The organism is Rhizobium sp. NZLR1 (assembly GCF_017357385.1).
Lineage (GTDB): Bacteria > Pseudomonadota > Alphaproteobacteria > Rhizobiales > Rhizobiaceae > Rhizobium.
In genome coordinates this window covers 72328-96637 of sequence record NZ_CP071634.1, presented here as the reverse complement: position 1 = coordinate 96637, position 24310 = coordinate 72328, and the positions used below count along the sequence as shown (strand labels likewise).

At 60.4% G+C, this 24310-nt stretch carries 24 protein-coding genes and 1 pseudogene; 8 read left to right on the top strand and 17 right to left on the bottom strand.

What is annotated here, in order from left to right:
* Position 1: 1 nt before the first annotated feature.
* The 6 genes from J3O30_RS27050 to J3O30_RS27025 form a co-directional block, all read right to left on the bottom strand.
* Positions 2-1069 (bottom strand): Gfo/Idh/MocA family oxidoreductase, encoded by a 1068-nt coding sequence (locus tag J3O30_RS27050; protein ID WP_207585490.1) that lies wholly within the window; start codon positions 1067-1069, stop codon positions 2-4.
* A 40-nt stretch (positions 1070-1109) separates the two neighbouring features.
* A complete protein-coding gene (locus tag J3O30_RS27045; RefSeq protein WP_281438274.1) occupies positions 1110-1874 on the bottom strand; it encodes an amino acid ABC transporter ATP-binding protein in 765 nt (254 codons plus the stop codon).
* Positions 1875-1929: 55 nt separating this feature from the next.
* Positions 1930-2571, bottom strand: a complete 642-nt coding sequence (locus J3O30_RS27040) for an amino acid ABC transporter permease (RefSeq protein WP_207585489.1) — start codon at positions 2569-2571, stop codon at positions 1930-1932.
* A gap of 10 nt (positions 2572-2581) precedes the next feature.
* A complete protein-coding gene (locus J3O30_RS27035; RefSeq protein WP_207585488.1) occupies positions 2582-3250 on the bottom strand; it encodes an amino acid ABC transporter permease in 669 nt (222 codons plus the stop codon).
* Positions 3247-3696, bottom strand: coding sequence for a type II 3-dehydroquinate dehydratase (locus J3O30_RS27030; protein ID WP_207585487.1), 450 nt, complete (start codon positions 3694-3696; stop codon positions 3247-3249). The genes J3O30_RS27035 and J3O30_RS27030 overlap by 4 nt, the downstream gene beginning before the upstream one ends.
* Before the next feature lie 223 nt (positions 3697-3919).
* Complete coding sequence (locus J3O30_RS27025; protein ID WP_207585486.1) at positions 3920-4750, bottom strand: transporter substrate-binding domain-containing protein; 831 nt, start codon at positions 4748-4750, stop codon at positions 3920-3922.
* 220 nt (positions 4751-4970) lie between these two features.
* Here J3O30_RS27025 and J3O30_RS27020 point away from each other — a divergent pair, with 220 nt between their 5' ends.
* Entirely contained in the window at positions 4971-6866 is a 1896-nt protein-coding gene (locus tag J3O30_RS27020) for a sugar phosphate isomerase/epimerase and 4-hydroxyphenylpyruvate domain-containing protein (RefSeq protein ID WP_207585485.1), read from the top strand.
* 1 nt (position 6867) lies between these two features.
* On the opposite strand, the gene J3O30_RS27015 is transcribed toward J3O30_RS27020, so the two are convergent.
* From J3O30_RS27015 to J3O30_RS27005, 3 genes are all read right to left on the bottom strand, one after another.
* The gene (locus J3O30_RS27015) at positions 6868-7542 is read right to left on the bottom strand and encodes a GntR family transcriptional regulator (protein WP_207585484.1); all 675 of its coding nucleotides are present in this window, start codon (positions 7540-7542) and stop codon (positions 6868-6870) included.
* Between the two features lie 60 nt (positions 7543-7602).
* Positions 7603-8271 carry a GntR family transcriptional regulator gene (locus J3O30_RS27010; RefSeq protein WP_207585483.1) on the bottom strand — a complete coding sequence of 223 codons (669 nt, stop codon included), beginning with the start codon at positions 8269-8271 and terminating at the stop codon, positions 7603-7605.
* A 290-nt stretch (positions 8272-8561) separates the two neighbouring features.
* Positions 8562-8963, bottom strand: a complete 402-nt coding sequence (locus tag J3O30_RS27005; protein ID WP_246762887.1) for a hypothetical protein — start codon at positions 8961-8963, stop codon at positions 8562-8564.
* Positions 8964-9379: 416 nt separating this feature from the next.
* Between J3O30_RS27005 and J3O30_RS27000 the strand changes: the two genes are divergently transcribed.
* Positions 9380-10210, top strand: coding sequence for an MBL fold metallo-hydrolase (locus J3O30_RS27000; protein ID WP_207585482.1), 831 nt, complete (start codon positions 9380-9382; stop codon positions 10208-10210).
* Between the two features lie 72 nt (positions 10211-10282).
* Here the strand turns inward: J3O30_RS27000 and J3O30_RS26995 are convergent, their stop codons facing one another.
* Entirely contained in the window at positions 10283-11227 is a 945-nt protein-coding gene (locus tag J3O30_RS26995; RefSeq protein WP_207585481.1) for a dienelactone hydrolase, read from the bottom strand.
* A gap of 39 nt (positions 11228-11266) precedes the next feature.
* Entirely contained in the window at positions 11267-12025 is a 759-nt protein-coding gene (locus tag J3O30_RS26990; protein WP_207585480.1) for an SDR family oxidoreductase, read from the bottom strand.
* A gap of 98 nt (positions 12026-12123) precedes the next feature.
* Here J3O30_RS26990 and J3O30_RS26985 point away from each other — a divergent pair, with 98 nt between their 5' ends.
* The 3 genes and pseudogenes from J3O30_RS26985 (at position 12124) to J3O30_RS26980 (ending at position 14020) form a co-directional block, all read left to right on the top strand.
* Positions 12124-13023, top strand: coding sequence for an AraC family transcriptional regulator (locus J3O30_RS26985; RefSeq protein ID WP_207585479.1), 900 nt, complete (start codon positions 12124-12126; stop codon positions 13021-13023).
* A gap of 182 nt (positions 13024-13205) precedes the next feature.
* Positions 13206-13496 (top strand): annotated as a pseudogene (locus J3O30_RS33395) (Tn3 family transposase); the annotation flags it as partial.
* Positions 13497-13645: 149 nt separating this feature from the next.
* Entirely contained in the window at positions 13646-14020 is a 375-nt protein-coding gene (locus tag J3O30_RS26980; protein ID WP_207585478.1) for a GFA family protein, read from the top strand.
* 75 nt (positions 14021-14095) lie between these two features.
* Here J3O30_RS26980 and J3O30_RS26975 read toward each other — a convergent pair whose 3' ends face one another.
* On the bottom strand, positions 14096-14848 hold the full coding sequence (locus J3O30_RS26975) for a polysaccharide deacetylase family protein (protein WP_207585477.1): 753 nt from the start codon (positions 14846-14848) through the stop codon (positions 14096-14098).
* On the bottom strand, positions 14845-15939 hold the full coding sequence (locus J3O30_RS26970; RefSeq protein ID WP_207585476.1) for a glycosyltransferase family 4 protein: 1095 nt from the start codon (positions 15937-15939) through the stop codon (positions 14845-14847). Before J3O30_RS26970 ends, J3O30_RS26975 begins: the two co-directional genes overlap by 4 nt.
* Positions 15940-16119: 180 nt before the next feature.
* On the opposite strand from J3O30_RS26970, the gene J3O30_RS26965 reads away from it, so the two are divergent.
* On the top strand, positions 16120-17838 hold the full coding sequence (locus J3O30_RS26965; RefSeq protein ID WP_207585475.1) for an adenylate/guanylate cyclase domain-containing protein: 1719 nt from the start codon (positions 16120-16122) through the stop codon (positions 17836-17838).
* Complete coding sequence (locus tag J3O30_RS26960) at positions 17838-18722, top strand: FkbM family methyltransferase (RefSeq protein ID WP_207585474.1); 885 nt, start codon at positions 17838-17840, stop codon at positions 18720-18722. Before J3O30_RS26965 ends, J3O30_RS26960 begins: the two co-directional genes overlap by 1 nt.
* A gap of 116 nt (positions 18723-18838) precedes the next feature.
* Here the strand turns inward: J3O30_RS26960 and J3O30_RS26955 are convergent, their stop codons facing one another.
* The 4 genes from J3O30_RS26955 to J3O30_RS26940 all read right to left on the bottom strand — a co-directional run bounded on the left by J3O30_RS26955 (position 18839) and on the right by J3O30_RS26940 (position 23527).
* Positions 18839-19909 carry a lipocalin-like domain-containing protein gene (locus J3O30_RS26955; RefSeq protein WP_207585473.1) on the bottom strand — a complete coding sequence of 357 codons (1071 nt, stop codon included), beginning with the start codon at positions 19907-19909 and terminating at the stop codon, positions 18839-18841.
* Positions 19899-22307, bottom strand: a complete 2409-nt coding sequence (locus J3O30_RS26950) for an ABC transporter permease (protein ID WP_207585472.1) — start codon at positions 22305-22307, stop codon at positions 19899-19901. The genes J3O30_RS26955 and J3O30_RS26950 overlap by 11 nt, the downstream gene beginning before the upstream one ends.
* Positions 22304-22963 (bottom strand): ABC transporter ATP-binding protein, encoded by a 660-nt coding sequence (locus J3O30_RS26945; RefSeq protein ID WP_207585621.1) that lies wholly within the window; start codon positions 22961-22963, stop codon positions 22304-22306. The genes J3O30_RS26950 and J3O30_RS26945 overlap by 4 nt, the downstream gene beginning before the upstream one ends.
* Positions 22964-23188: 225 nt before the next feature.
* Positions 23189-23527 carry a copper resistance protein CopC gene (locus J3O30_RS26940; RefSeq protein WP_207585471.1) on the bottom strand — a complete coding sequence of 113 codons (339 nt, stop codon included), beginning with the start codon at positions 23525-23527 and terminating at the stop codon, positions 23189-23191.
* Between the two features lie 312 nt (positions 23528-23839).
* On the opposite strand from J3O30_RS26940, the gene J3O30_RS26935 reads away from it, so the two are divergent.
* Positions 23840-24274, top strand: a complete 435-nt coding sequence (locus J3O30_RS26935; RefSeq protein ID WP_259669607.1) for an Rrf2 family transcriptional regulator — start codon at positions 23840-23842, stop codon at positions 24272-24274.
* The last annotated feature ends 36 nt before the right edge of the window (positions 24275-24310 follow it).

The window sequence follows — 24310 nt, the reverse complement described above, 5'->3', positions numbered from 1 at the left end:
GCTAGACTTTCTGGGGATCGGCAGAGGCAACGGCGTCAGAGAGGCGGACCATCTGCCCCGAGCACGCCGATCTCTTGATCGCTTCGACGACCCTGAGGGTGGCGAGTCCCTCGCGCCCGCTTACGAGGGGCGCGGCATCGCCACGTATCACATCGCAAAAATGGCGGAGCTGACGGCAAAGCGGATCGGCTGCTTCAAAGGGTACGCGCTCCTCGGCAAGCGGCTCCAGCCAATTCGGCTTCGACGTCGCTGTCCAAAGCGTCAGATCGGGAATTGCGAGCGAACCCTTGGTGCCGCCGATCTGGTAACAATGGCTGCTGTAGCGTGGAAATGCCGGGTTCTCGCCGGTGGTCGCCTCCCAGCTCCAGGGCGCCGCCACCGCATCGCTGCCGTTAAGCGTGGCGAGAACGCCGTTTGCAAACCGCAACGAGACAACGGCCGTATCCTCGACGGCGTGGTGGCGCACGGCGTGCGATTCCATCGCCTGCACGGCTTCGACCTCGCCGAACAGAAATCGGAAGAGGTCGACATCATGGATCAGGTTGACGAAGATTGGGCCGGCGCCGGCTTCCCGCCGCCAGGAGATGTCGAAATAGTCGTCGGGCTTGGCGACCCAGAAGGTGCCATGCACCGCGATGATCCGGCCAAGCCGGCCGCCGTCGACGATTTGTTTGGCCGCCTGGATCATCGGGTTGTAACGCCGGTGATGGCCGACCAGGATCGGGATCCCGGCCTTCTCGCCGGCCGCAACCAGCGCCGCGGCGGCATCGACATCGTCGGCGATCGGTTTTTCGACCAGAACCGGGATGCCAGCGGCGATGATCTCCATAGCGTTCTCGACGTGGAGCTGGTTCGGTGTTGCCACGATGACGCCGTAAGGCCTGTCTTCCTCACTGATATCCCGGAAGTTCGCATACCATCGGGCGCCGGCATTGCGGGCAAAGTCGTGACCGGCCGAAGACGGATCGATCACGGCGGAGAGAAGCGTTCCGGGCTCGGATATGATGCGCTCGGCATGGCGTCTGCCGATCAGGCCGGCTCCCATGACTGCAATCTTCAATGGCTTCATGATCGGCTCCCAGAATTTGGCGAGGTATCGGCCCTGCCCCCTACTTCCGCAGGATTTCTCCGAGAAATTTCCGGGTGCGCTCGTGCTGCGGGTTAGTGAAGAATTCGGCGGGCGGGGCTTCCTCGACGATCGCGCCGCTGGCCATGAAGATCACCCGGTCGGCGACCTGGCGGGCAAAGCCCATCTCATGGGTGACACAGATCATCGTCATGCCCTCGTCGGCCAATGCGATCATCGTATCCAGCACCTCCTTGACCATCTCCGGGTCGAGCGCCGACGTCGGCTCGTCGAACAGCATCACTTTCGGCCGCATGCAAAGCGCGCGGGCAATGGCGACGCGCTGCTGCTGGCCGCCTGAGAGCTGGACCGGGTATTTGTCGGCCTGCTCCAGGATCTTGACCCGCTCAAGCAGCCCGCGTGCCCGTTCCTCGGCTTCCGCCCTGCCGACGCCGATCGCCTTCATCGGCGCCAGCATGCAGTTCTGCAGCACGGTCAGGTGCGGAAACAGATTGAACTGCTGGAAGACCATGCCGACCTCCCGGCGGATCGCATCGACGGTCTTGGCCTGGTCACTCAGAACGATGCCGCCAACCCGGATTTCACCTTTCTGGTAGGTCTCGAGATGGTTGATACAGCGAATGAGCGTCGACTTGCCGCTGCCGGAAGGCCCGCACAGGACGATCCTCTCGCCGCTGCGGACCGTCATGTTGATATCGTGAAGGGCTTGAAACGAGCCGTACCACTTTTCCACCTGCGCCATGGAGATCATGGTTTCTGCGGCCTGGGCGGGAATGGGACTGGTCATCGGTAGAACTCCGGGATTGGCGGGCAGGGCCGCATCGAGGAACAGGGGACGCGGATCAGCGCGCGGAGGCGGCGAACCTTCGCTCGAGACGCGCCCCGAGAATCGTCAACGGGCAGCACATCAGGAAGTACAGGATGCCGACGACGCCGAAGACCGTCAGCGGTTGGAAGATCTGATTGGAGATGATGTTGCCGGCGCGGGTCAGCTCGGTGAAGCCGACGATCGAGGCAAGAGAGGTGCCTTTGATCAACTGCACGAGGAAGCCGACCGTGGCAGGCAGCGAGATGCGCAGCGCCTGCGGCAGGATGACATCCTTCATGCGGGAGATATAACGAAGGCTCAAAGCCTTCGCCGCTTCCGTCTGGCCGCGCGGAACCGCCTCGATCGATCCGCGCCAGATCTCGCCGAGATAGGCGCTGGCATGAAGCGTCAGTCCGATGGCGACGGCCACCCAGGCATCGAGCATCAGCCCGACCAGAGCGAGACCGTAATAGGTCACGAAAAGCTGCATCAGAAGCGGCGTTCCCTGGAAGACGGCGATGTAGCCGGCGGTCAGGCGTTCCAACAGCGGGATGCCCGAGACGCGGGCGAGAGCGACACCGAGCCCGGCAATGCAGCCGCAGACAAAGCCGACTGCGGAGAGGACGACGGTCCATTTCAGGCCGATCAGGAGGAAGACGAACTCGTCGTGACCCATGGAATTCCTCCTACTTGACGGGATATTTGAAGTAGCGGGCCGAAAACAGCGCAAACAGGCGCATCATCAGCCAGGAAATCACGAAATAGAAAACCGTGACGGTGAAGTAGACTTCGAAGCTCCGAAAGCTCTCCGATTCGATCCGCTGGGAAACGGAGGTCAGCTCGTAGGCCGAGATCGCCGAGGCAATGCTGGTGGTCAGTGTCAACAGCACGAACTGGCTGGTCAGAGACGGGTAGATCGCCCGCAACGCCGGCTTGAGGATGATCAGCCGGAAGACCTGCGCCTTGTGCAGGCCAAGCGCCAGGCCGGCTTCCATCTGCCCCTTCGGGATCGACTGGACGCCGCCGCGAATGATCTCGATTGCATAGGCGCCACCATTGATGCCGAGCGCGATGATCGCCGTCGGCGTTGGATCCAGCCTGATGCCGGTGAGCGGAAGCGCGAAGTAGATGAAAAAGATCTGGACCAGGAACGGCGTGTTGCGGATCAACTCGACGAAGGCGATGACCAGCCACCGCACCGGCTTCAGCGGAGAATCGCGCAGGGCAACTCCGCCAATTCCGATGACGATCGCCAGCAGCATTCCACAAATGGCAAGCAGGAATGTCCCGAGACAGCCGAGCAGCAGACTTGGCAGCCCATCGATAACCGGGGTGAAATCCAACTTATAATTCATGCCTTCGCTGCTCCCGCCATGTCGGCCATAGCTTCTATCGCGAGCTCATAACCGCGGGCGCCAAAGCCGATCATGATCGCCGTGGCGACGCGCGAGATCAGCGAATTGTGGTAGATGCTTTCGCGCGCATGAACATTCGAGATGTGCAGCTCGATCTTCGGCGGATCGAACATCTTCAGCGCATCGAGAAGCGCGATTGAGGTGAAGGTATAGCCGGCCGGATTGATGATGATACCGCAGGCCCCTTTGCGGGCCTGGTGCACGCTTTCGACCAACTCGCCCTCGAAATTGGTCTGGCGGAAGTCGATGGCAAAGCCGAGACTCCCAGCCTTTGCGAGGCACTTGTCCTTGATATCTGCCAGCGTCGTCGACCCGTAGATGGCAGGCTCGCGCTCACCCAGCAGGTTCAGGTTCGGTCCGTTGAGCACAAAGATGGTTCTGGTCATGTCGCGCACCTCGGGGCCTTGGGCATGGCGGTTGCGTTGATGGGCAGGGCATGCCCGCCGTCCTAAATAAGGACTTCACTTCTCTCTGGACGTCATCCTCGACCTTGTGCCGAGGATCTGCCGCCGAAGATGCTCGGGACGAGCCCGAGCATGACGGAGGAGTGGTTAGCGGGCCTTATCATCAGCCGGAAGGCCCGGGCCTCGTCCCGCCTTTAGCGTTGGCTCAGTTCACCGCAAACGGAATGCCTTCCAGCGTTTCCGGGAATTGCGGGACCGGGACCTTCATCCACTTGTCGTAGACGGTCTTGAGCTCGCCGTTTGCCTTGATCTTGTCGATGAAGGTGTTCAGCGCCGCGTTGATTTCCTTCTCGCCGAGACGCGTGCAAGCGCCGTTGTAGAGTTTCTGGAATTCAAGCTTGTTTTCGAATTCGCCCGGACGGGCCTTCTCGACGCGGTCCATATAGAAGATGTTGCCGCCCAGCGTATCGACCTGGCCGGAAACGAGGGATTGGACGCTCGCAGCGTCTCCGTCATAGCGCCGGATCGTCGTGCCCTCAGGCGCGTTCTTCGTCACCTGCGTGTCCTGCGCTGCACCCTTGGCGACGCCGACGCTGAATTTGGCCATGTCGGCATTCGTCTTGATCTCTGCCGATTTGGGACCGATCAGAACGATGGCATTGGCCACATAGGGCTTGCTGAACTGCACGGCCTTTGCGCGATCCGGCAGCATCGCCATGGTTGCAAACAGAACGTCGACGCGGCCGGCCGTGAGGGCCGGAATGCGGTTGTTGACTTCAAGCGGCACGAACTCGACGGTAACACCCAATTCCTTGGCAAACAGCGTCGCGATGTCGGCGTCGAGGCCGTCCTGTTTGCCGCCGCTGGTCACAAAACCCCAAGGCGGGTTGTCACCCTGAATTCCGACGATGATCTTACCGCGAGCCTTGATTTCATCAGGCGTAATCGCGGCGGCCGGTTGCGCCAAGGTGACGGCAGCCACAAAGGCTGCGGCTCCGAGCATGGCGTTTCGGCGCGTCAGCATAGACTTGAACATTATGTTTCCTCCTCTTTGACGGTCATTCGACCGGACAGCCACCTCACCTTTTGACTGTGGGAGGAATGATTGCCAGAGACGGACGGCTAAATCAACAGAGTTTTTCAAAATCATATGAGATTTTATAATGCCTCTATCTATTTTAATTCCTCACGAGATTTGCAATAATAGGTGAGAGCGAGTTTTCGCGGCTGGCGGTGGATGCCGAAAGGGCTTTGATATGAAGACCTCGATTGCGACTGTGACGATCAGCGGCGAACTGCCGGAAAAGCTCGAGGCAATCGCCCGAGCGGGCTTCGACGGCGTCGAGATTTTCGAAAATGATTTCCTGGCATTCGACGGAAGCCCGGCCGATGTCGGAAAACTCGTGCGCGACCATGGCCTGGAGATCACGCTGTTTCAGCCGTTTCGAGATTTCGAGGGCATGCCGGAGCCGCTGCGAAGCCGCACCTTCGATCGCGCCGAACGGAAGTTCGACGTGATGCAGCAGCTTGGAACAGATTTGGTGCTGGTCTGCTCGAACGTCTCGCCGGCGGCCATCGGCGGCATCGACCGTGCGGCTGAGGATTTCCGGGAACTCGGCGAGCGTGCCGCCCGGCGTGGACTGAGAGTGGGCTACGAGGCGCTCGCCTGGGGTCGCCATATCAGCGACCACCGCGACGCCTGGGAAATCGTGCGACGCGCCGATCATCCGAATGTCGGCCTCATCCTCGACAGCTTCCACACCTTGTCGCGCAAGATCGACGTCAATTCCATCCGCTCGCTTCCCAAAGAGAAGATCTTTATCGTCCAGCTTGCCGATGCGCCGCTGATCGACATGGACCTGCTCTATTGGAGCCGTCACTTCCGAAATATGCCTGGAGAAGGCGATCTTCCCGTCACGGCGTTCACCGAAGCCGTCGCTGCCACAGGTTATGACGGGTATTTCTCGCTGGAGATTTTCAACGACCAGTTTCGAGGCGGCCTGTCGCGGGCAATCGCCGCCGACGGCCACCGCTCACTGATCTATCTCGGCGACCAGGTGCGGCGCCATCTCGGCGCCGACAGCATGACCGGGGCGGCGATGCCGCAAAGGGCTGCCGTGAAAGGTGTCGGCTTCGTGGAGTTTGCCACGGACGAACAAGATGAAGTCGAGCTGGTGGCTTTGCTGCGCACCCTCGGGTTCAAGCAGACTGCCGTCCACCGCACCAAGAAAGTCTCTCTGTTCGAGCAGGGCGAGATCCGGATCCTCGTCAATGTCGATCAGGCGGGATTCGCCAATGCGGCCTACGCCGTTCATGGCACGTTTGCCTATGCGATCGCCTTGGTCGTCGACGATGCCGCAAAGGCGTATGCGCGCGCCCTTGCCCTGGATGCGGAGGCATTCAGCCAGCCGGTCGCGGCGGGCGAGCTTGAACTGCCGGCCATTCGGGGTGTGGGCGGCGGCATCGTCTATCTGATCGACGACAAGAGCGCCTTGGGGCGCTTTTCCGAAATCGACTTTCGGCCGGTCACCGACGACGCCCAGACGGCGGACGGCGGCCTTTTTCGCGTCGATCACGTCGCCCAGACGGTCGGCTATGATGAAATGCTCACCTGGCTTCTGTTCTACACGTCGATCTTCGAGACCCATAAGACCCCGATGGTCGACATCATCGATCCAGCCGGGGTGGTGCGCAGCCAAGTCGTCGAGAACCAGTCGGGCGAGTTGCGCATTACCATGAACGGAGCCGAAAATCGCCGCACCCTGGCCGGACATTTCATTGCGGAGAAGTTCGGGTCCGGCATCCAGCATCTGGCATTTTCAACCGACGACATCTTTGCAACCGCCGAAAAACTTCGTGGCTGCGGCTTCAGGTCCCTGCACATTTCGCCGAACTATTACGACGACGTCGAAGCCCGCTTCGGGCTCGATCCTGTCATGACCGAGCGGCTGAAAGCAGAGAACATCCTCTATGACCGAGACGAGCATGGCGAATATTTCCAGCTCTATAGCGGAACCTATGGCGAGGGTTTCTTTTTCGAGATCGTCGAGCGCCGCGGCTATCGCGGATATGGCGCGCCAAATGCAATTTTCCGGATCGCCGCGCTGAAAAGGCAGATGCGTCCGGAAGGAATTCCGAAAGACGCTTATTAAATCAGAGAATGCGGCCGCTCTTCAGCACATGCTCTACGCCGCTTTGTACATGCCGTCTGACCACCTCGGTCGCGCCGGCGACGTCACGTTGAATGGACAGTTCGAACAAAAGCCTGTGGTCATCGACAACAGGCTTTCCGCGAAAGCTTTCGGCCAGCATATGGTAACGAAGGAAGCGGTCGAACACCGACGACAATGTCGCCATCAGCGTCGCTGAATTGCAGGCCGAGACGATCGCCTGATGGAACTCCCAATCGTATCGGACCCAGTCGACCGTGCGCGAGACGTCGCCCGCCAGCAGCTTGCGCTCAGCGGCAGCCAGCCGGTGATGGGCAGCGACGATGCGCCCTTCCCATTCGAGATTTCCGGCTGCGAATGCAGGGCCGATCGCATGCGTTTCAAGAACGATCCTCAGGTCGGCAAGCTCCAGCAACTCCCGCCGCGAAGCAGGGCTCACTTCAAAACCACGCTGCCCCTCGGCGACGACGAGGTTCTCCGTGGTCAGGCGGCTCAGAATTTCGCGCAGCGACGAAATGCCGATCGAGTAGCGCTCCTTTGCCTGCTCCAGTTTGATCTTGGCCCCCGGCGCCAATATGCCTGATATGATATCCTCGCGGATCTGCCGGAAGACGACATCGCTTACTGTTTCAGCCGGGTCGTGGACTTGCTTGAGCATGGCTTTTCCTGGTTTCGCCGAGAAGTGTGATGGCCTTAAATCTTGAAAAGACCTCCGTTGTTATTTCAATGTCCCTTTGGCCAGCGCATGTTCCACCCCGCCCTGGATATGAAACGCAAGCACTCGCTTGGCCGTCTCTGCATCCCGTCGCAGGGCCGCATCCAGAAGCTGCTGGTGTTCATCGGCGGCGACGTCACCCCGGTAGGACAAAGCGACCATCTGATACCTTAGATATTTGTCGAAGATCCCCGAGTGGGTCTGCATCAGCAGTTTCGACCCGCATGCGGAAATCAAGGCCTGGTGGAATTCCCAATCATAGCGCTTCCAGTCCTCGGCCCTGCTGGTGTCGCCGGTTGCCATCACCTGCTCCATCCGCGCCAGTTTGTAGTGGGCCGATACCAGCGGCGCCTCCCATTCCACGTCTCCATGCGCGAATGACTGCTCCAAGGCATGCGTCTCGAGCAGAAGCCGCATTGCCGCCGTCTCCTTGAGGTCGGAGACGGATACCGGAGAAACTTCAAACCCCTTCTGTCCCTCGGCAACGACCAGACCCTCGGAGGAGAGCCGGTTCAGCACCTCTCTGAGCGTACTGATGCTGGTATCGTAGGCCTCCTTCAGGCTTTCCAGTCTCAATTTTTGCCCGGGCGCCAGCCGCCCGAAAATGATGTCGGCCCGAATGCGCCGGTAGCTGCTCTCGGCGATGGTCTCGTTTACAACAGGCTGGAGCATCACGAGTCTCTTATATTTCTCATATCATCTGATATATCGCTTTTCGGCAATGCCAAGCAAGGAAGCATTCACGCAATACCGAACCCAATTTTCTCATACGATGGAGGTTTCCGCGGACACTGAATGTGCGCGGATCCACATACCCCTTTAGTTTGGTCAGGCTTGCGCTCTCTATTCGGTCACAGATGCGAGTCACACCGACCTCGGCGGAGATGCCTGTCGTGTCCAGCCTCAGGAATTGCGGCGGCAGAAATCAACGCCCGCTGGATGATCCAACAATTGTCGGCGGTTTATGCACTTTCTGGCAAATGCACAGGAAGATAGCTCAGGGGAACAAGCTGGGTATCGAGATCGGGACCTTCCCATTGGCCTGGGTCATAGAAAATGCCGTTATCAGCGTCATACAGGATAAAGTGGTCTCCTTCGACATGGACGACCGCCACCCCGATGACGTCACTCCAGCTCTCCACCTTGCGTACCTCGCCAATACGCCACCCCAACTCGCTTAGGACACAGCTTAGTTCTTTCCACGTGGTGTAATGATTGGTCTGTGCTCCCCAATCGATCATGCCGGCAAGTTGGCCGTAGGGTCTGCCGGTGAGCATCTGCAAGACAAAAACGCCGCAACCATCATCCCGCGGGCGTTGCGTTACAAATTGAAAGCGGACCTTGGCGGGGTTGGGTTGCGCCAATGCTCAGTTCTCCAATTCATTCGGTAGTGCCCGCTCAACCGGGCGATGAGCGCGGGACGACTGGCAAAAACAGCTTCCATTGCGCGGGGTGCTTGATTTCTCGGGCGTGGAATTCGTGATGCTGGCAGGCTGAATTCTGGCGCGAGGTGACAGCAATTGTTTTTTCAATCGTGCGCAACCATCTAATAGGCATGACTTACGGGAAAATGTCCCCGCCCAGCAGCCCGTTTACCGAAAACCAACCATACTGGCTTGCTTTCCGGCGCAAAAGCCGATTGCTTAGGAAAATCTACTCCTTCTTCCGCTAGCGGTTAGGAGAATGAGAGGGGCACAGGCAAACCCGTGGAATTCTACTGCTTCGCATCGGGATAAACTATGATTACGATGGCGATGCGGGAAGGCCGGTTTGAAGAACGATGACGACAGAACTGTTTCAGGTAAAATTTTGGGGCGTCCGGGGCAGTATTCCCGTATCGGGCCCCGAGTTCGACCGCTACGGCGGTAATACGTCCTGCATCGAAATTCGCTGCGGAAAACATCGGATGATCTTCGACGCGGGCTCCGGCCTGCGCGAGGCGGGGCTGTCATTGCTCGCCGACGGCGTCAGCGACGTCGATCTGTTCTTCAGCCATTGCCATTACGACCACATCATCGGCCTGCCGTTTTTCAAGGCGATCTATTATCCCTCGATCAACGTCAACATCTGGTCCGGCCATCTCGACGGCAAGATGAGCACGCGGGAAATGGTCGAGCAGTTCATCAGCCCGCCCTGGTTTCCGGTCAAGACCGACATCTGTCAGGCGACGATGAACTTCCGAGATTTCCATTCCGGACAGGTGCTGACGCCTCACGAGGGCATCGAGATCAAGACCTTCATGCTCAACCACCCGGGCGGCGCCATCGGCTACCGCATCGAATGGCAGGGCCGTTCGGTCGCACTGATCTATGATATCGAGCATATTCCAGGCGCTTACGACCCGGTCTCGCTGGAGATGATGAAGGGTGCCGATCTCGTCGTCTACGACTGCACCTACAATGAAGACGAGATGCAGCGTTTCAAGGGCTTCGGCCATTCGACCTGGGAGCATGGCACCGAGCTTGCAAAGATAGCCGGCGCCAAACGTTTCGCCCTGTTCCACCACGCCCCCTCCCGCACCGACGAACAGCTGGCGCAGATGGAAACGCAGGCGCAGGCCGCATTCCCTGAATCCTTTGCCGCCCGCGACAACCAGATCGTGGTGATCTAGGTGCGCAAGAACACCCCTTCCGCTTCAGCAGCCAGAAGGTGACTTGCTAGCAGCCGGGGCGCCGGATGTGGCTTAGTGTGTACGGCGCGTGACGTGCCCAATCGGAGCCGCAAGACCCTCAAGCGCGCCGCACGCGCCAACCCACGCATGTTCATCGACTGCAAGTGCCGTCTGAAGCCAGGCGAGGGTCAAACGTTTCGTGGCTTCCAGTACATCTGGAGCCTCGGTTTCGGTCTCGCGCGCGTCAAGGCCGGCAATCCCGCCAAGCCCGTGTCCAACCTCGCGCAACATCAACAGTGCCTCCGCGCCCGGGCCATCCTGAAAAGCATCCGCATGCCATTCGGGACCGCGCGGGGTGAAATGCGGATCATCCTGATCACCACAGACAACAAGGCTGAGGGTTGTCAGACTGGAAAAATCCACATCGAAGAAGGGAAACCGGCTTGCGTTCTCCTCGGTCATGTCCTTTCCGCCGCGCCCAGGAGCAGCCAGCAGAATTCCCGCCGAAATTCGAGGATCGGAAAAATCCTCACCGTCCACGCGCGCGCCCAACAGAAGCCCAACGGTGTGGCCGCCAAAGGAATGACCGGCCGCCGCGATTCGGGAATGATCCAGCCGCCCGGAGACAGCGGGCGCCTGATGTTCCACCTCAACCAATTGCTCGATGACCGCCTTCAGCTCCTCCACGCGCTCGCGCCAGAAGAAAGGCGCGCCAGGTGCGCCTGCAGGCAAACCGCCGACGCGCGAGCTTGCATGCGTTGGCTGAATGACAGCGAAACCGCGTTCCGCCCAAAACTGAGCCAATGGAGCGTAGCCGTCCTTCGATGGAAGGTAATTTGAGGGGCCGAAACCGTGCGAAACGAGCACGATGGGCAGGTGGCTGCCCGTTGCAGGTGCGGTTAAACGCAGTTCAAGCGGCTGGCGGCCTTCCATTGGCAAACGGATTGGGGTGTAGGCTACAGTGAGAGTGGCATCAGGCGTGGGAATGTGGCTGGCGAGATTGATCAGATTGTTCATGGTCGAATATCCTGAGCTTGGGTTTCCGAGTAGTCGCCTTCACGCCACAGGATGACCTGTCTCGCGGAACCAGGTCTGCGCATCCGCCCCGGCAGGGCTCCGCATCGGCGCGTCCGGCTCCGTTACGGCACGCCAGACGGCCTGGGCCACATCTTCCGGCGTCGTCACCTCGGTCCCCGTGCGCAAGGCCGTGAGATAGTCGTGAACGAATGCGCTGTAAGGTTGGGGGATCTCCATTCCCATGCGTGCCACTGCATTCTTCCCGAAGGCGGTCGTCGGAGCCGAGCCGGGCAGCACCAGCCGCGTGCGCACGCCGAAGAGCGCGGCCTCAAGGGCAAGGCTTTCGGTGAAAGCGTTCAAAGCCGCCTTACTGGCGCTATAAATGGATAGTGCAGGCAGCGGCTTGATGGTGACGCTGGAACTGACATTCACGATGACGCCCGCACCTCGTACCCGCATCTGCGGAAGGACCGCTTTGGTCAGTGCGATCGCGCCGAAGACATTTGTTTCGAAGAGGTCGCGGACATTCGACATCTCAGCGCCTTCCAGCACGTTCAGCATGCCAACACCGGCATTGTTGACCAGAGCATCGATCGGCCCGGCGGTTTCGACAGCCCTTATGATGCTTTCCGCATTGGTAACATCCAACGCAATCACTCTAAGGCTTTCAGTATCCGGTAGCAGGTCGGTCCGCGGGGTGCGCATGGTCGCGGCCACGTCCCATCCAGCCTGCAGGAAGGTGTGCGCGATGGCGAGCCCGAATCCGGAAGAGCAACCGGTGACGAGGATCTTTGGCATGTGTCTGTCTCCTGACGATTACGCTGCCAAGAGATGGACTACTTGTACCGGACTATCTATATTCGTTTGTCCGAATTCGTTTAGCACAAGTCCAATTCATGACCGACCCAATTGCAGAAGTCGTTTCCCTGCTGAAGCCAATCCCGTCGATATCCAAATTGGTGACAGGCGGCGGCCGCTGGCTCGTCGAGCGCACTGAGCTCGGAAGCCCCTTCTATTGCGCCGTGGTCGAAGGGTGTTGTCGGATGACCATCACAGGTGGTGAGCCGATGCTGCTGACGGCCGGTGACTTCGTGCTGGTTCCGGAAGTCTTCTCGTTCACAATGAGCAGCTTGGAACCACCGCATCGCGGAGCGCTTGCGCAGCGTCTTGAGACTAGTCCGGGTGTATTCCGGTTGGGAGACCCTGATGCGCCGGCCGAGATCAAGGCAATGGTTGGACATTGTGCTTTCGGCTCGGATGACAAGGCTCTTCTCGTCTCGCTATTGCCGGAGGTCATTCATGTCCGCGGTGAAGACCGCCTAACCATGCTGGTCCGGATGATAAACGACGAAACGCGACACGACCGGACTGCCCGAGAAATGGTGCTTCGCCGGTTGTTGGAGGTGATGTTGATTGAGGCGTTACGCTCAACGAGCGGTGCGGCTGCGCCACCGGGCCTCTTGCGCGGCATGGCCGATCCGCAGCTGGCGCCCACATTGCGCCGGATTCACGAACATCCAGGTCGCAGTATAACCGTGGAAGCGCTGGCGCAGGATTCAGCCATGTCACGTTCAACTTTCTTTGAGCGGTTCCGGAGAGAGGTTGGTGTAGCCCCCATGGAATACGCAACTGGCTGGCGGATGGCACTGGCAAAGCAACTCCTTCGCAGTGATGTTGCAACCGCAGAGATTGCACAACGCGTTGGCTATGGCTCGGCAAGCGCGTTTAGCGTGGCATTTAGCCGGCACGTGGGAACATCGCCCGGGGCCTATGCGCGATCAAATCCTCTTGGGTAACGGGTAGCTCGATCGCGAAGGCGCGGGCAGACCGGTTTTGGACTTCCCCTGCCGATATAAAGGTCGGAACTGTTCCTGGTGACACGCGGCTTTATCAACCAAAGACAGCGAGTGCTGATTTGACGATAATCCCACCATCCGGACGTCTTTGACGGCCGGTAGCTGCGCGAAAAACTTGCTGCGATGCCGCCCACAAACTCAAACGCGCCTTCCACAAGCGTGGCGAAATCCGTGACCGGTCCTTCGGCAGCCAGGCATTCTGCGCCTCGGCCCTCAAATCTGGTCGTCAGCGCCCATCGTCCACTGGAACGCGGTCTATCTCAGCCGGGCGACAGCCCATCTGCGCCAGCAGGGCCGAACATCCCCGACGATCTGCTCAAACACGTCTCGCCGCTCAGTTGGGCGCATATAACCTCACCGGCATCTACTTCAGGCCATTGCCGCCTCCAGGCAGAATCCTCCGGGCTGCGTGATGTTCACAATACGTTCGATCTTAGCGCCGGATTTTGAACTGCTCTTGTCCTGCCCCCAAGCGCGCTGCAGGCCGCTTTCGCGCTAACGGAACAGATGCCGGTCCTGACCGTTTCCTCGGCATCGCAAGATCGATGAAGCGGATATCCCTATGACCAACCTTTCCGGAAAGTGCCTTTGCGGGCAGGTGCACATCTCTGTTCGCGGCGAACCCATTCGCGTTGGAATCTGTCATTGCATGGACTGCAGGAAGGAAAGCGGTTCGGCCTTTACCTTCTACGGGATCTGGCCCGCCGGCCAGTTTGAGCATTCTGGGGAAACCGGCGAATTCCAAGGCCGGCATTTCTGCAGCGGCTGTGGTTCGCGGCTATTTTCCGTCGATGACGAGGAGGCAGAAATCAAGCTCGGCATTCTGTCCGAAGCCCCGACGCCCCTGGTGCCCGGCTACGAACTCTGGATCAAGCGCCGCGAACCGTGGCTGCGGCCGGTGGAGGACGCCGAGCAGTTCGAGGAAGACCGTAGATGAGCGGGGCCATCGGAGGCCTTCCGATGGCCAGCCTCGTCCGGCATCGCCGGATCATCGTCGCAGGCGTCGAGACTCTCACCGCTTGAGAAGCGCCAATGCCGCCGACCAGTGGACGGCAGGATGTCGGCCTGTCGCCGCGAATAAGGCTGACAGAAAGTTCCATGCGGCCGCGTCGTGCACCAGATGGTGGGTGAGCACGCCGATCGGCTCGTCGCTGCCGGCAAACCGGTCGTCAAGCTCGGCCACCAGCTCGGCCACCAATTCCGCCTCGCTGCGTCCGCCGCGCGTGCCGTGCCAATCGATGATGTCGACATGGGTGTTGAGAAGCGGCACCGGGCCGTCCTGCTGTGCCCGCCCATAAACCGAAAGTGCCGTAAACCCAAGCGCGGGCAATGCCGGGATGAGGGCGGCATCGATCCGGTTCCACGGCGGCACCAGCACCGGCAGGAAACGGGTGGGATGGAGCCGCTGCAGCAACCGCAGCCCTTCGCCCAATTCGCCGAGCACGACGTCTGCCGGCCGATCGCCGCCGAGTTCCTGCTTCTTGCCCTCCGGCCTCGCATGGTTCGTATGCGACCAGCCATGCACGGCGACAGTGACGCCTGCTTCCCCCGCCAGCCGCGCGGCCAATGCCCCGCCGGTCAGGCCGGGAATGACGGCAAGCGTCAGCGGCACCGCGCTCTCGCCCGTCAGCGCCAGCTGCATCTCCAACGCCAGCGTCGGCTCGACGGCATCGTCATCCCGCAGCCAGAAGCGGGCTACGCGGCCGGCGGCTTGCCAGCGGTCAAGCTCGCGGCGCAGCGGCTCCCAGATCGTCTTGTCGGTCATCGCCTTACTCCTGTTGCAGCATTGTCCTGCAAAATTCCGTCCAATATCTCAGCCGCCCTCGCCAGCGAGCGTTGCCCGAGCACGAAGCGCCGCGCCGCCTTCCCCACGGCGTCGCGCCTCTCCCCGTCGTCGAGCAGGGCAGCGATGGCCGCGGCATAGGCGGCGAGGTCGCCATCCGGCGTCAGCAGGCCGGTCACCCCGGCCTCGACCACATCAGGCACCCCCGCCGTTTCCTGCGCCACGACCGGCAGGCCGGCGGCCTGGGCTTCCAGATAGGCAAGACCATAGGCCTCGCCGCAGCCGGGCCAGACATAGATACCGCCGCGTCCAAGCAATTCGGCGATATCGGCCGCGTCCCGCTCGCCCAGCCATTCGATGCGGTCCGTGGAAAAACCGGCAAACAGCGCCTGAACCGCGTGGCGCATCGGCCCATCGCCGATGACGGCAAGCGTCCACGGCCGGTCTTCGATCAGCAGCAGCGCTTTTGCAAGCATCGTATAACTCTCCATCTTGTCACCCGCACGCATCATCGCCACCACCATCAGCCGCAGCGGATCGGGCGCCGGTGAGACCCTCTCGAACAGCCCCGTGTCGATGAAGGGTTGGAGACCGGCAAGACGCGCCTGCGGAAAGGCGGCCGAAAGCCCGGCCCGGTCACGCGCGGTGAAGCTGATATTGACTGCTGCCTGCAGGATCGCCTCGCCGACTGACTTCTGTACGCCTGCCCAGCCGGTCCTGTCGCGTTTGCCCGCATAGGAGGCTTCGACGGTGACATAGGGGATGACCAATTCGGCTGAAATCACCGGCCCGAACGGGTCGGGCGATTTGTAATAGGGGTGGTAGCAGAACCACAGCTCGGGTCGCGGCGCCGAAGTCCATTTTTCCCGCAGCCGCTGCAGTTCGGTACGGATCGCCGGTTCGAGCGCCGCTGCCGCCTCGGGTGTCGCGGCATAGGTGCGGAATTCTGAAATGATCTCGACTTCATGGCCGGCGTGCTCCAGCGCCCGGATCAACAGCCGCGCCATCAGCCGGTCGCCTGACGGCACCGGATGGTTCGGCGATTTCATCGGCGCGTAGAAAGCCACCCGCATGCACAACCCTCACGTAAGGACACACTGTTTCCAACCGGCATGCCCGGTGGCGAAACTCCGCTATTGTCCATTTCTCTAAAACTTGCGCATAAGCATATGGAATGTGATGGCGATGGAAGCAATTCCGCCTCTTTCTCAATTTCTATGGGCCTGCGGTTGCATCGACAAGAACGGGAATGCATGACGACGGTCTCGGCCACAGGGATTTTTTCGGAGCGTACGATCAGAAGGGCGAGACTTGGTTCCGGCCTCGTCATGTTCATTTTCGTCCTGCTGCATTTGTCGAACCATGCGATCGGTTTGATTTCAGTCTCCGCCGCCGATAAAGCCGCCCGCCTGTTCATGGCGATCTGGCGCAATCCCGTCGGGACGACCATCTTCTATTCGTCGGTTCTGATCCACATCGCGCTGGTGCTGCGCGCCATCTATATGCGCCGCAGCCTGGTGATGCCAAAGGGCGAAATGGCGCAGATTGTGCTCGGCCTTCTGATCCCGCTGCTGCTCATCGATCACGTCATCGGCACGCGCATCGCCCATGAGCTCTATGGCTATATCGATGATTACGAGACGGTCGTCGGGTCGCTGTGGATCAGGGCTCCGGGGAATGGTCTGCGGCAGGCGCTCGGTGTCGTCGCAGTCTGGATCCATGGCTGCATCGGCCTGCATTTCTGGCTGCGCTACCGCCCCTGGTACCCGAGTTTCGCGCCGCTGCTGCTGGCGCTGGCGATCCTCGTGCCCGTGCTCTCGCTGCTCGGCTTCGTCGAAATGGGCCGGACGCTCGCCGACCCCTCCTATCAGCAGGCGATTGCCAACAGCCCCTACAAAGCGACCGTCAACACCCGTTACGCCTCGAACCCGGAGGTTATCCGTCAGGTCTCGACGATCCGCGCCGGCCTCTACGGCGCTTTCTCGGCCTCGCTGCTGATCGTCGTCGCCGCCCGCGCCCGGCGCAAGCTGAAGGAGCGCCTCGACCAGGTGGCCGTGCATTATCCGGGCGGCGAGGTGATCCGGGTGCCGCGCGGCTTCTCGGTGCTGGAAGCAAGCCGGCTCGGCGGCCTGCCGCATTATTCCGTCTGCGGCGGCAAGGGCCAGTGCTCCACCTGCCGCGTGCAGATCCTCGGCGATTACGGGAACCTGCCGGTCCCCGACAAGATGGAACAGACGACGCTGAGGCGTATCAATGCCGGCCCGGATGTGCGGCTCGCCTGCCAGCTTCGCCCGAACCGCGATGTCGCGGTGGCGCCGCTGCTCGTGCCGGCGCTCGAAGCGGCCCTTCCCGCCAACAGCCAGGAGACGAGCCCCGGCCGCGAACGCGAGATCGCCGTGCTCTTCGTCGATATCCGCCATTTCACCACGCTGACGGAAACGCGCCTGCCCTTCGACGTCGTCTTCCTGCTGAACCGTTATTTCGCCATCATCGGCAAGGCGGTGGAGCAGGCGGGCGGGCGCCTCGACAAGTTCATCGGCGATGGCGCCATGGCGCTCTTCGGCCTCAACACCGCGCCGGAGGAAGCTTGCCGCCAGGCGCTCAGCGCTGCCGCGGCGATCGTCGCCGAGATCGAGAAACTCGCCGCAGAGCTCGCCGACGAACTGGCGCTGCCGCTGCGCATCGCGATCGGCATTCACACCGGCCCGGCCGTCGTCGGCACGATGGGCTATGGCCGGGTGCGCAGCCTGACGGCGATCGGCGATACCGTCAATGTGGCGAGCCGGCTGGAAAGTGCTGCCAAAGAGTTCGAAGCGGCGATCGTCATCTCCGAACCGGTGGCGGCCCTCTCCGGCGCCGATCTCGCCGGCATCGAAAGCCGTGAAATCAGCGTGCGCGGCCGGGCTCTGCCCTTGAAAGTCTACGTCATTCCGAGAGAGAAAGCGGCAGAACCGCTCGAAGGAAGAGACTGATGCCCGGCAAACCGTGGCTCACCGCCAAATATTGGAGCCGCCGACTGCGCAAGGCGCGCAATGCCGCCGCCTCGCGCCTCTTCGACACCCGCTTCGGCCGCCGCCTGCTGATCGAGACTATCGGCCCGCGCGTCGTCTCGATGACGGTCGATGCCGGCGACCATCTGATGACTTTTTCGCCGTCGGACTATATCGGCCGCAAGGTCTTCCGGAAGGGCCATTTCGAGCGCGACGCCGTCGACCGGCTGATCGTCATCCTGCGCGAGCGCGGCCTCTTGCGAAAGGATGCGACGCTGCTCGAGATCGGCGGCAATATCGGCACCCAGACCGTCTACTTTGCCTTGAGCGGCACTTACGCCCATATCGTCAGCATCGAGCCCGATCCGCGCAATTTCCCGCTGCTTGCCCTCAACATCCGCCAGAACCGGCTGGAGGAAAAGGTCCGCCTCGTCAACTGCGCCGCCGGCGAGAGTGAAGGCGAGATCGACTTTTTTCTCAACCGCAACAATCACGGCAAGAGCAGCGCCATCCGCCAAAGCTCGACGGACAAGAAGATCATCGTGCCGGTGAAACCGGTTCCCGAGATCCTCGCCGGCCTTTCGATCGACCCAGCCGAAATTGGCCTCGTTTGGATGGATATCGAGGGTTACGAACCGGTCGCCTGCCGCTCAATGCAGCCACTGCTTGCCCGCCGGGTGCCGCTCTATATGGAGTTCACCCCGCTCTTCTACGGAGCGGAGGGAACCAAAGCCTTCACAACGATGCTGTCCGGCTTCTATGAGGATTGCGTCGTCATCTTCGAGGACCGCGAGCAAGAGATGAAGGTTTGCGACCTGCCGGGCGATTACGATCAGTACAACGTGCTGTTTCTGCCGACCACGTGACTTCCTGCACGACGTGGAGCACTGAAAGAGTGCAAGTCGGAGGCGAGCGGACGGTCGCTCGCCTGGCGAAGACAGCTAACCGGAAAAATCTCGTCAACGATGAGAGAGGTGAGTGCTTAATACCCGGTCATTTCGAGATATCCGACACCTGACGTGGTGCCCGTGAAGTTTACCGGCCCTTCCCAATAAGGCGTCGAAGTCGCCATCCAGGACTGGTCGTTCAACGGTTTGGTCGTGATATCGAGTGACTTACCCGGCACGCGGATACGCCACTCTACCGGCATCTGGTGCCCATTGACCGTTGCCTCTCGTGTTGGCTCCAACTGAACGTCGTCTTGCGACAGAGGTGTGGTTTGCCCATCCGCGGATATCCAGTTTGCGGAGATGAACCCGTCCATGTTGTCACGCAGGCGAAAAGCCATCAGCTTATCGCCGGATTCCATATGCAGTGAGAACCAGTCCCAGCCTGTCTGATTGGACGCAAGCGGCTGCGACGACCACTCTCGATCCAGCCAAGCCTCACCCGTGACATCAACCGGCGCCCCGGAGATCGAAATAGCGCCTGAGACCTCATAGAAAGGCTGCGAGTAGTAATAACTCGCCTGCCCGTCAGCCGACTTCACGGAAAAGCCGTTGTCGCCCTGCAGCACCAGCGGGCCGTCAGCCTTGAGGTGCAAGCCATAGCTGAAATCCGGCCCGTTTGCGGAGAGCGAAAGGTTGCCAAGAGCAAGCGAGCCTGCTCCATCAGCAGCTGTCGTCTGCCAGTCGTCGATCCACGCCCGAAACGGCATTGACTCAACGCCCGCTTGTCCAACTCCTCCCCGGCCAAAGCGCTCCGCGACATACTGGTGGGTTTGAGTGGTGATAGCCGCATGTCCGATCCAGACCTGCGGATCCGCGAAGCCTTCTTTGTTTCCCGGGGCCAGTGCGGATCGGAAGAGCGTCCATTGCGCGCCGTACTGCTTTTTATCCTCGCCTGTGAGGTTGGCAGTCACATACCACCATTCAATCCGGTAATCAGGATGAGCGCCGTGATCGGCGGGAAACGAGAGAGTGCCGCCATGTTTCGGGATCGCAAATCCCTGCGCATCTGACCCCAGCCCGGCAAAGCCCTGTGCGAAGGCATGTGCGCTTGCGCAGCTCATAACAACAGCCATCAGGACAACTGCCTGCATTCTAACGTTCATTGGCAAAGATCCTCAACAGATCGACCGGATTGACCGAGGCCAGACGCCGAACGGGAACCAACACCGACAGCAATGATGCCAGGAGGGCGATTGCTCCCAGCCGAAGCCAGTCCATTGGAAACACCATCATTGGCAACCGCCATCCAAAGGCCTCGACGTTCACAATCGCCAGCAGCACCCAGGCCAGGGCGAGACCAACCGGGATCGCCGCCAGAAATGTTGCAAGCCAGAGCGCAAGTGTTCGCGCCACTTCATAGAGCGCCAAGTTTCGTCGCCGCACGCCCATTGCCCATAACGGCGCGAGCTGAGGAAGCCGAATACCTGACAGCGTCAAAAGACTTGAGAACATGGCAAATCCTGCCACAGCTAGCGTGAGGACGTTCAGCGCACCCGTCACCTTGAATGTCTGGTCGAAGATGGCTCTCGATTGTCGCTTGAGGGAGGCCTGGTCAACGATCGCGGTATCCGGCAGACCGAAATCTTCTACCAGCTGACGCTTAAGATCCGAGGCTCGCTCGGGAGGCACTCGGACGCCGTAACGAAGTTTGGGTACATCGGGATAGTGATCGACCAGGCCATTGATCCCCACGATCACTTGACCATTTGGATTGCCATAGTCCGAATACACGCCGACGACAGTCGCGCTCCAGCCACCAGGCATCACCAATGGCTGGCCGATCTTAGCTTCGCCGCGACGCCACATCTGCTCATTGATCAGAGCGCCCTGCCCCGCGGCGACCTTTTCCCAGACCTCCTTGTCTGAAGCAATCAAGGGCCAATGCTCACGATAGGTGGGATCATCCGCAACGCCGAAAATCTGGATCTGCTCACCGAAGACTTCACCGTCGACGCTCCAGATTGGAAGGACTGCTGTCGCGCGCTGCGGAAGCCACGCCCGTAGCCGGGCAGCTTGATCCTCATCCTTGGCAGTCACGTAAAGTTCTGCGGCCAGGCGTTGATCCAGCCACCCGATAAACGTCAACCGGAAACTGGCAACCATCGTGCCGACGCCGATGTTCGCCGACAATGCGAGCAGCAGAGCAATCAAAGCCAGCGACAAGCCAGGGAGTTGCATGCGGGTGTCTGCCCAGAACCATTCTACCAGGGCGCTTCCTGCCAATCGATGAGATGCGGTCAGGATGAGGGCAAGAAGTCCAGGTAACATAAGAGCTGTTCCGAGCAGCAGGCAGCCCAGCACCGCAAAGCCCGCCACGAGGCCGGATGCCGTGATCGCAACGACGACGGCCAGGACAAGCAAAACTCCGCCAGCTCCGGCCTGATAAGCCAGTGATCTGGCCGACTCTCTTGCCCACGCCCGCGGTTGAGCGGCAGCCAAGATCGGCAGCTTCCAAACCCGCCAAAGGCTCTGCGCTGACGAGACAGCGGTTCCGCCAAGGGCAATCGCCAGTCCCGCCAACCACCACTCCGGCCGAATGGAAAGCGAACCCGATACATTGGCACCATACAAGCCCCGGAGCGTGGCAGCCACACCCGGCATTAGCAGCGAAGCGATCATGTATCCAAGGATGACGCCGATCAAACCCGATACCAGCGCGAGCACCGAGAGTTCGGCCACAAGCATGAGGGACAGCGCCCGAAGAGAGACACCAAGGGACCGCAGCGTTCGGAAGGTGCCACGACGCTGCTCGAAGGTCAGGCCTGTGGCCGAATAAACGATGAAAAGCCCAACGACGAATGAGAGAAAGCCGAAAGCAGTCAGGTTGAGATGGAAACTATCGGTAATGCGGGCAACGTCTGGCTGGTCAGCCGGTTCGCGAATCGTCAGTCCGGGTGCAATCCGGTCGAGAGCTTGGGCTTTGAGCTCTTGATTGGCAGCAACCACCAGGCGGTCAATCCTCCCGTACTTTTCGAGCAACCTGTCGGCGACGGATATATCGACGAAGGCGGCGCCATCGGGGACATTGTCGTCGACTTTGACAGGCATGTCCGGGCCCCCGCGCAGCCGTTCGGCGGTCGCGCTCGATACCAGAAGCTGTCCGCCGGCTGAAAAGAAGCCCGAGAGATCCGAGCCGCTGACGATCGCCGCACCCGGAGTGTCCCTTGGCATCGTCAGAGGTTCGATGCCAACCAGCCTTATTCGCGTGGTTCCAAGACGGTAAATTCCCTCAATGACCGGCGAAACCTGCAAACCCGCTCGACGCAGGTTTCCATAGATTTCGGTCGTGATACCGCCACCGTTGTTGGCGACGATCTGTCGAAGACTGCCCTGCTCCAAAACGGATGACGCCCGTGCGTAACTTGCCCTGGCCTCGGCGTTGATTGCCTGGACACCAGACCAAAGAGCCGTAGCGAGCGCAATTCCCATTACCAGGGTGAGCAACTGAAGCGGTTTTCGGCGCCAATGAGAAAGAAGCGCTGCGAACGCGACAACCTTCATCCGACAATCTTCCCGCCGCGAAGGACCACTGTTCGGTCCAGACGCTCTGCAAGCCTCGCAGAGTGAGTGACAAGCAGGAGAGCCGATCCCGCTGTCCGCGCCAGACTGACCATCAGGTCAAGGACGACATCCCCGGACTGCTCATCTAGATTGCCCGTTGGTTCGTCGGCGAGAATGAGTGGCGGTCGAGCGGCCAAGGTTCGTCCGATTGCGACGCGCTGCTGTTGCCCTCCAGAAAGCTGCTCGGGGTATCTTGCGGTGTAATCGCCCAGCCCCAATCTATCGACCAACTCTTTTTCCCAAGCGCGGTCGTACCGGTTCGCGAGTTTGGCGTGGAATGAGATATTGGCCGCGACAGCCAGTGACGGAATGAGATTGAACTGTTGGAAGATGAGTCCGACCTTGGTCCTGCGGTAATGTGCGCGTTCGTTTTCACTGAATTGCTTAAGATCTCGGCCGTTCATGACGACGGAGCCACCATCTGCATGGTCCAGCCCTCCCGCCAGATGCAGCAGCGTACTTTTGCCACTGCCGGACTCTCCCGTCAGGGCGACGCTTTCGGCAGCCGCTACGTCCAGATCGACGCCCCTCAGTATCTCAATCGGGCCTTCGGCGGTCGAATAGGATTTTTTGACGCCGGACAGCGTTAGGATCATCATGAACTCTGGAAGCGGCATTGATCGGCGCGTTATCCTCAACTAGGTGAGGTTCTCCTTCACGACAAGGTCCGAAAACCGGCTGATCGATGATAGTTCCTCGCCGCCAGAGCCCTCCAAAGTTCTCGAAGAATGGATCGCAGCGGTCTTCGCTGGCACCGTCGTCCTTCAAGCTCTCGTATCGCCCATAAATTCGGGCACGAGCATGGTAGCTCTACGGCGATTTCATTGGCCAACTTCAATGGAAACGAAGCCTTCTTCGGTATCGCCATCAGTCGTCGGTGTGCTCCACCTGAGCGTATAATTGCCTGGCCGCAGCCTGTCGCGAGTAGAAACAATGACCTCTCCTTGAGCAGGGCCTTCCTTGGCGCCTGCGCAGGCGACCAGATGGTTCCGTTCATCGCGCAGCTCGAAGACAGAGCGGGACAAATCGATCTGATAGGAAAAGGACAGTGAGACGCCAGAGCCTGTTGCAGGCAAGATCTGGGCAACACCTGCAAAGGCGGCATGCGGCACCAGCGAGACACCGGCAATGATTGCCCAGATCGTAATTCTCCGCAGCATGGGCGATATCCTCAGAGCTAAGAGATTGAATGCGCAACCAGCCACCGGGTTCCAGGCGGCAAAGGTCGCGCACGGCCGACACGCTATCGAGGGCGTGATTCGACAATGGCATCAGGTCACCAACGCGCGTCACATTTGTCGACCGGAGGAGGACTGTCTGCCGCGAAATCCACAACTTACGAACTCGTTGAGCGCGCCCCAAAGACAGCCTGCGCGTCTTCGAACAGCGCCCTGATCAACTCGCCCGATGGCAGATGCTGCGTCAGGCGAGTGCCTGTCCCGACGACAGGTTGGTGAAGTCGTCCTGCCCTTTTGCTTCCACTGCACCTGCTGATCCATATGGACCGGCATGAGCAGTCGGCGACCTCCGACATGATTGCGAAGATGCTCAACACGAATCCCGTCGTCGTCCGCCGCACCATGGCCGGCCTTCGCGAACAGGGCTATGTCCGCTCCGAAAAGGGCCACGGCGGCGGCTGGACGCTGCTGCGTCCGTTGTCGGAAATCACGCTGCTTAATGTCTACAACGCGCTCGGCGAGCCACATCTCTTCGCTATCGGCCCCGCCGATGATCGGCCGAAATGCCTTATGGAACAGGCGGTGAATACCGTCCTCCGAGATGCGATGAAGGAGGCGGAGGCCCTGCTCCTGCGGCGGTTGGGCAGCGTAACCCTGGAAGAAATCGCCGCCGACTTCGAAGCAAAACTGACCTCGCGCTCAGCGACGTCCTATTCCTGCGCCTCATGAGGGTTATGTTCCGCAGCAGAGGACATAACGGCTTTC

Bases quoted from the DNA above. Each gene is read 5' to 3' on its own strand.
- J3O30_RS26940 (WP_207585471.1), bottom strand. From the start codon at position 23,527: ATGCTGCGGAGAATTACGATCTGGGCAATCATTGCCGGTGTCTCGCTG.
- J3O30_RS26990 (WP_207585480.1), bottom strand. From the start codon at position 12,025: ATGCCAAAGATCCTCGTCACCGGTTGCTCTTCCGGATTCGGGCTCGCC.
- J3O30_RS26945 (WP_207585621.1), bottom strand. From the start codon at position 22,963: ATGATCCTAACGCTGTCCGGCGTCAAAAAATCCTATTCGACCGCCGAA.
- J3O30_RS26955 (WP_207585473.1), bottom strand. From the start codon at position 19,909: ATGAACGTTAGAATGCAGGCAGTTGTCCTGATGGCTGTTGTTATGAGC.
- J3O30_RS27025 (WP_207585486.1), bottom strand. From the start codon at position 4,750: ATGTTCAAGTCTATGCTGACGCGCCGAAACGCCATGCTCGGAGCCGCA.
- J3O30_RS27040 (WP_207585489.1), bottom strand. From the start codon at position 2,571: ATGGGTCACGACGAGTTCGTCTTCCTCCTGATCGGCCTGAAATGGACC.
- J3O30_RS26975 (WP_207585477.1), bottom strand. From the start codon at position 14,848: ATGACCGACAAGACGATCTGGGAGCCGCTGCGCCGCGAGCTTGACCGC.
- J3O30_RS27030 (WP_207585487.1), bottom strand. From the start codon at position 3,696: ATGACCAGAACCATCTTTGTGCTCAACGGACCGAACCTGAACCTGCTG.
- J3O30_RS27020 (WP_207585485.1), top strand. From the start codon at position 4,971: ATGAAGACCTCGATTGCGACTGTGACGATCAGCGGCGAACTGCCGGAA.
- J3O30_RS26980 (WP_207585478.1), top strand. From the start codon at position 13,646: ATGACCAACCTTTCCGGAAAGTGCCTTTGCGGGCAGGTGCACATCTCT.
- J3O30_RS26970 (WP_207585476.1), bottom strand. From the start codon at position 15,939: ATGCGGGTGGCTTTCTACGCGCCGATGAAATCGCCGAACCATCCGGTG.
- J3O30_RS26960 (WP_207585474.1), top strand. From the start codon at position 17,838: ATGCCCGGCAAACCGTGGCTCACCGCCAAATATTGGAGCCGCCGACTG.
- J3O30_RS27050 (WP_207585490.1), bottom strand. From the start codon at position 1,069: ATGAAGCCATTGAAGATTGCAGTCATGGGAGCCGGCCTGATCGGCAGA.
- J3O30_RS26950 (WP_207585472.1), bottom strand. From the start codon at position 22,307: ATGAAGGTTGTCGCGTTCGCAGCGCTTCTTTCTCATTGGCGCCGAAAA.
- J3O30_RS26995 (WP_207585481.1), bottom strand. From the start codon at position 11,227: ATGAACAATCTGATCAATCTCGCCAGCCACATTCCCACGCCTGATGCC.
- J3O30_RS27045 (WP_281438274.1), bottom strand. From the start codon at position 1,874: ATGACCAGTCCCATTCCCGCCCAGGCCGCAGAAACCATGATCTCCATG.
- J3O30_RS27000 (WP_207585482.1), top strand. From the start codon at position 9,380: ATGACGACAGAACTGTTTCAGGTAAAATTTTGGGGCGTCCGGGGCAGT.
- J3O30_RS26985 (WP_207585479.1), top strand. From the start codon at position 12,124: ATGACCGACCCAATTGCAGAAGTCGTTTCCCTGCTGAAGCCAATCCCG.
- J3O30_RS26965 (WP_207585475.1), top strand. From the start codon at position 16,120: ATGACGACGGTCTCGGCCACAGGGATTTTTTCGGAGCGTACGATCAGA.
- J3O30_RS27015 (WP_207585484.1), bottom strand. From the start codon at position 7,542: ATGCTCAAGCAAGTCCACGACCCGGCTGAAACAGTAAGCGATGTCGTC.
- J3O30_RS27010 (WP_207585483.1), bottom strand. From the start codon at position 8,271: ATGCTCCAGCCTGTTGTAAACGAGACCATCGCCGAGAGCAGCTACCGG.
- J3O30_RS27035 (WP_207585488.1), bottom strand. From the start codon at position 3,250: ATGAATTATAAGTTGGATTTCACCCCGGTTATCGATGGGCTGCCAAGT.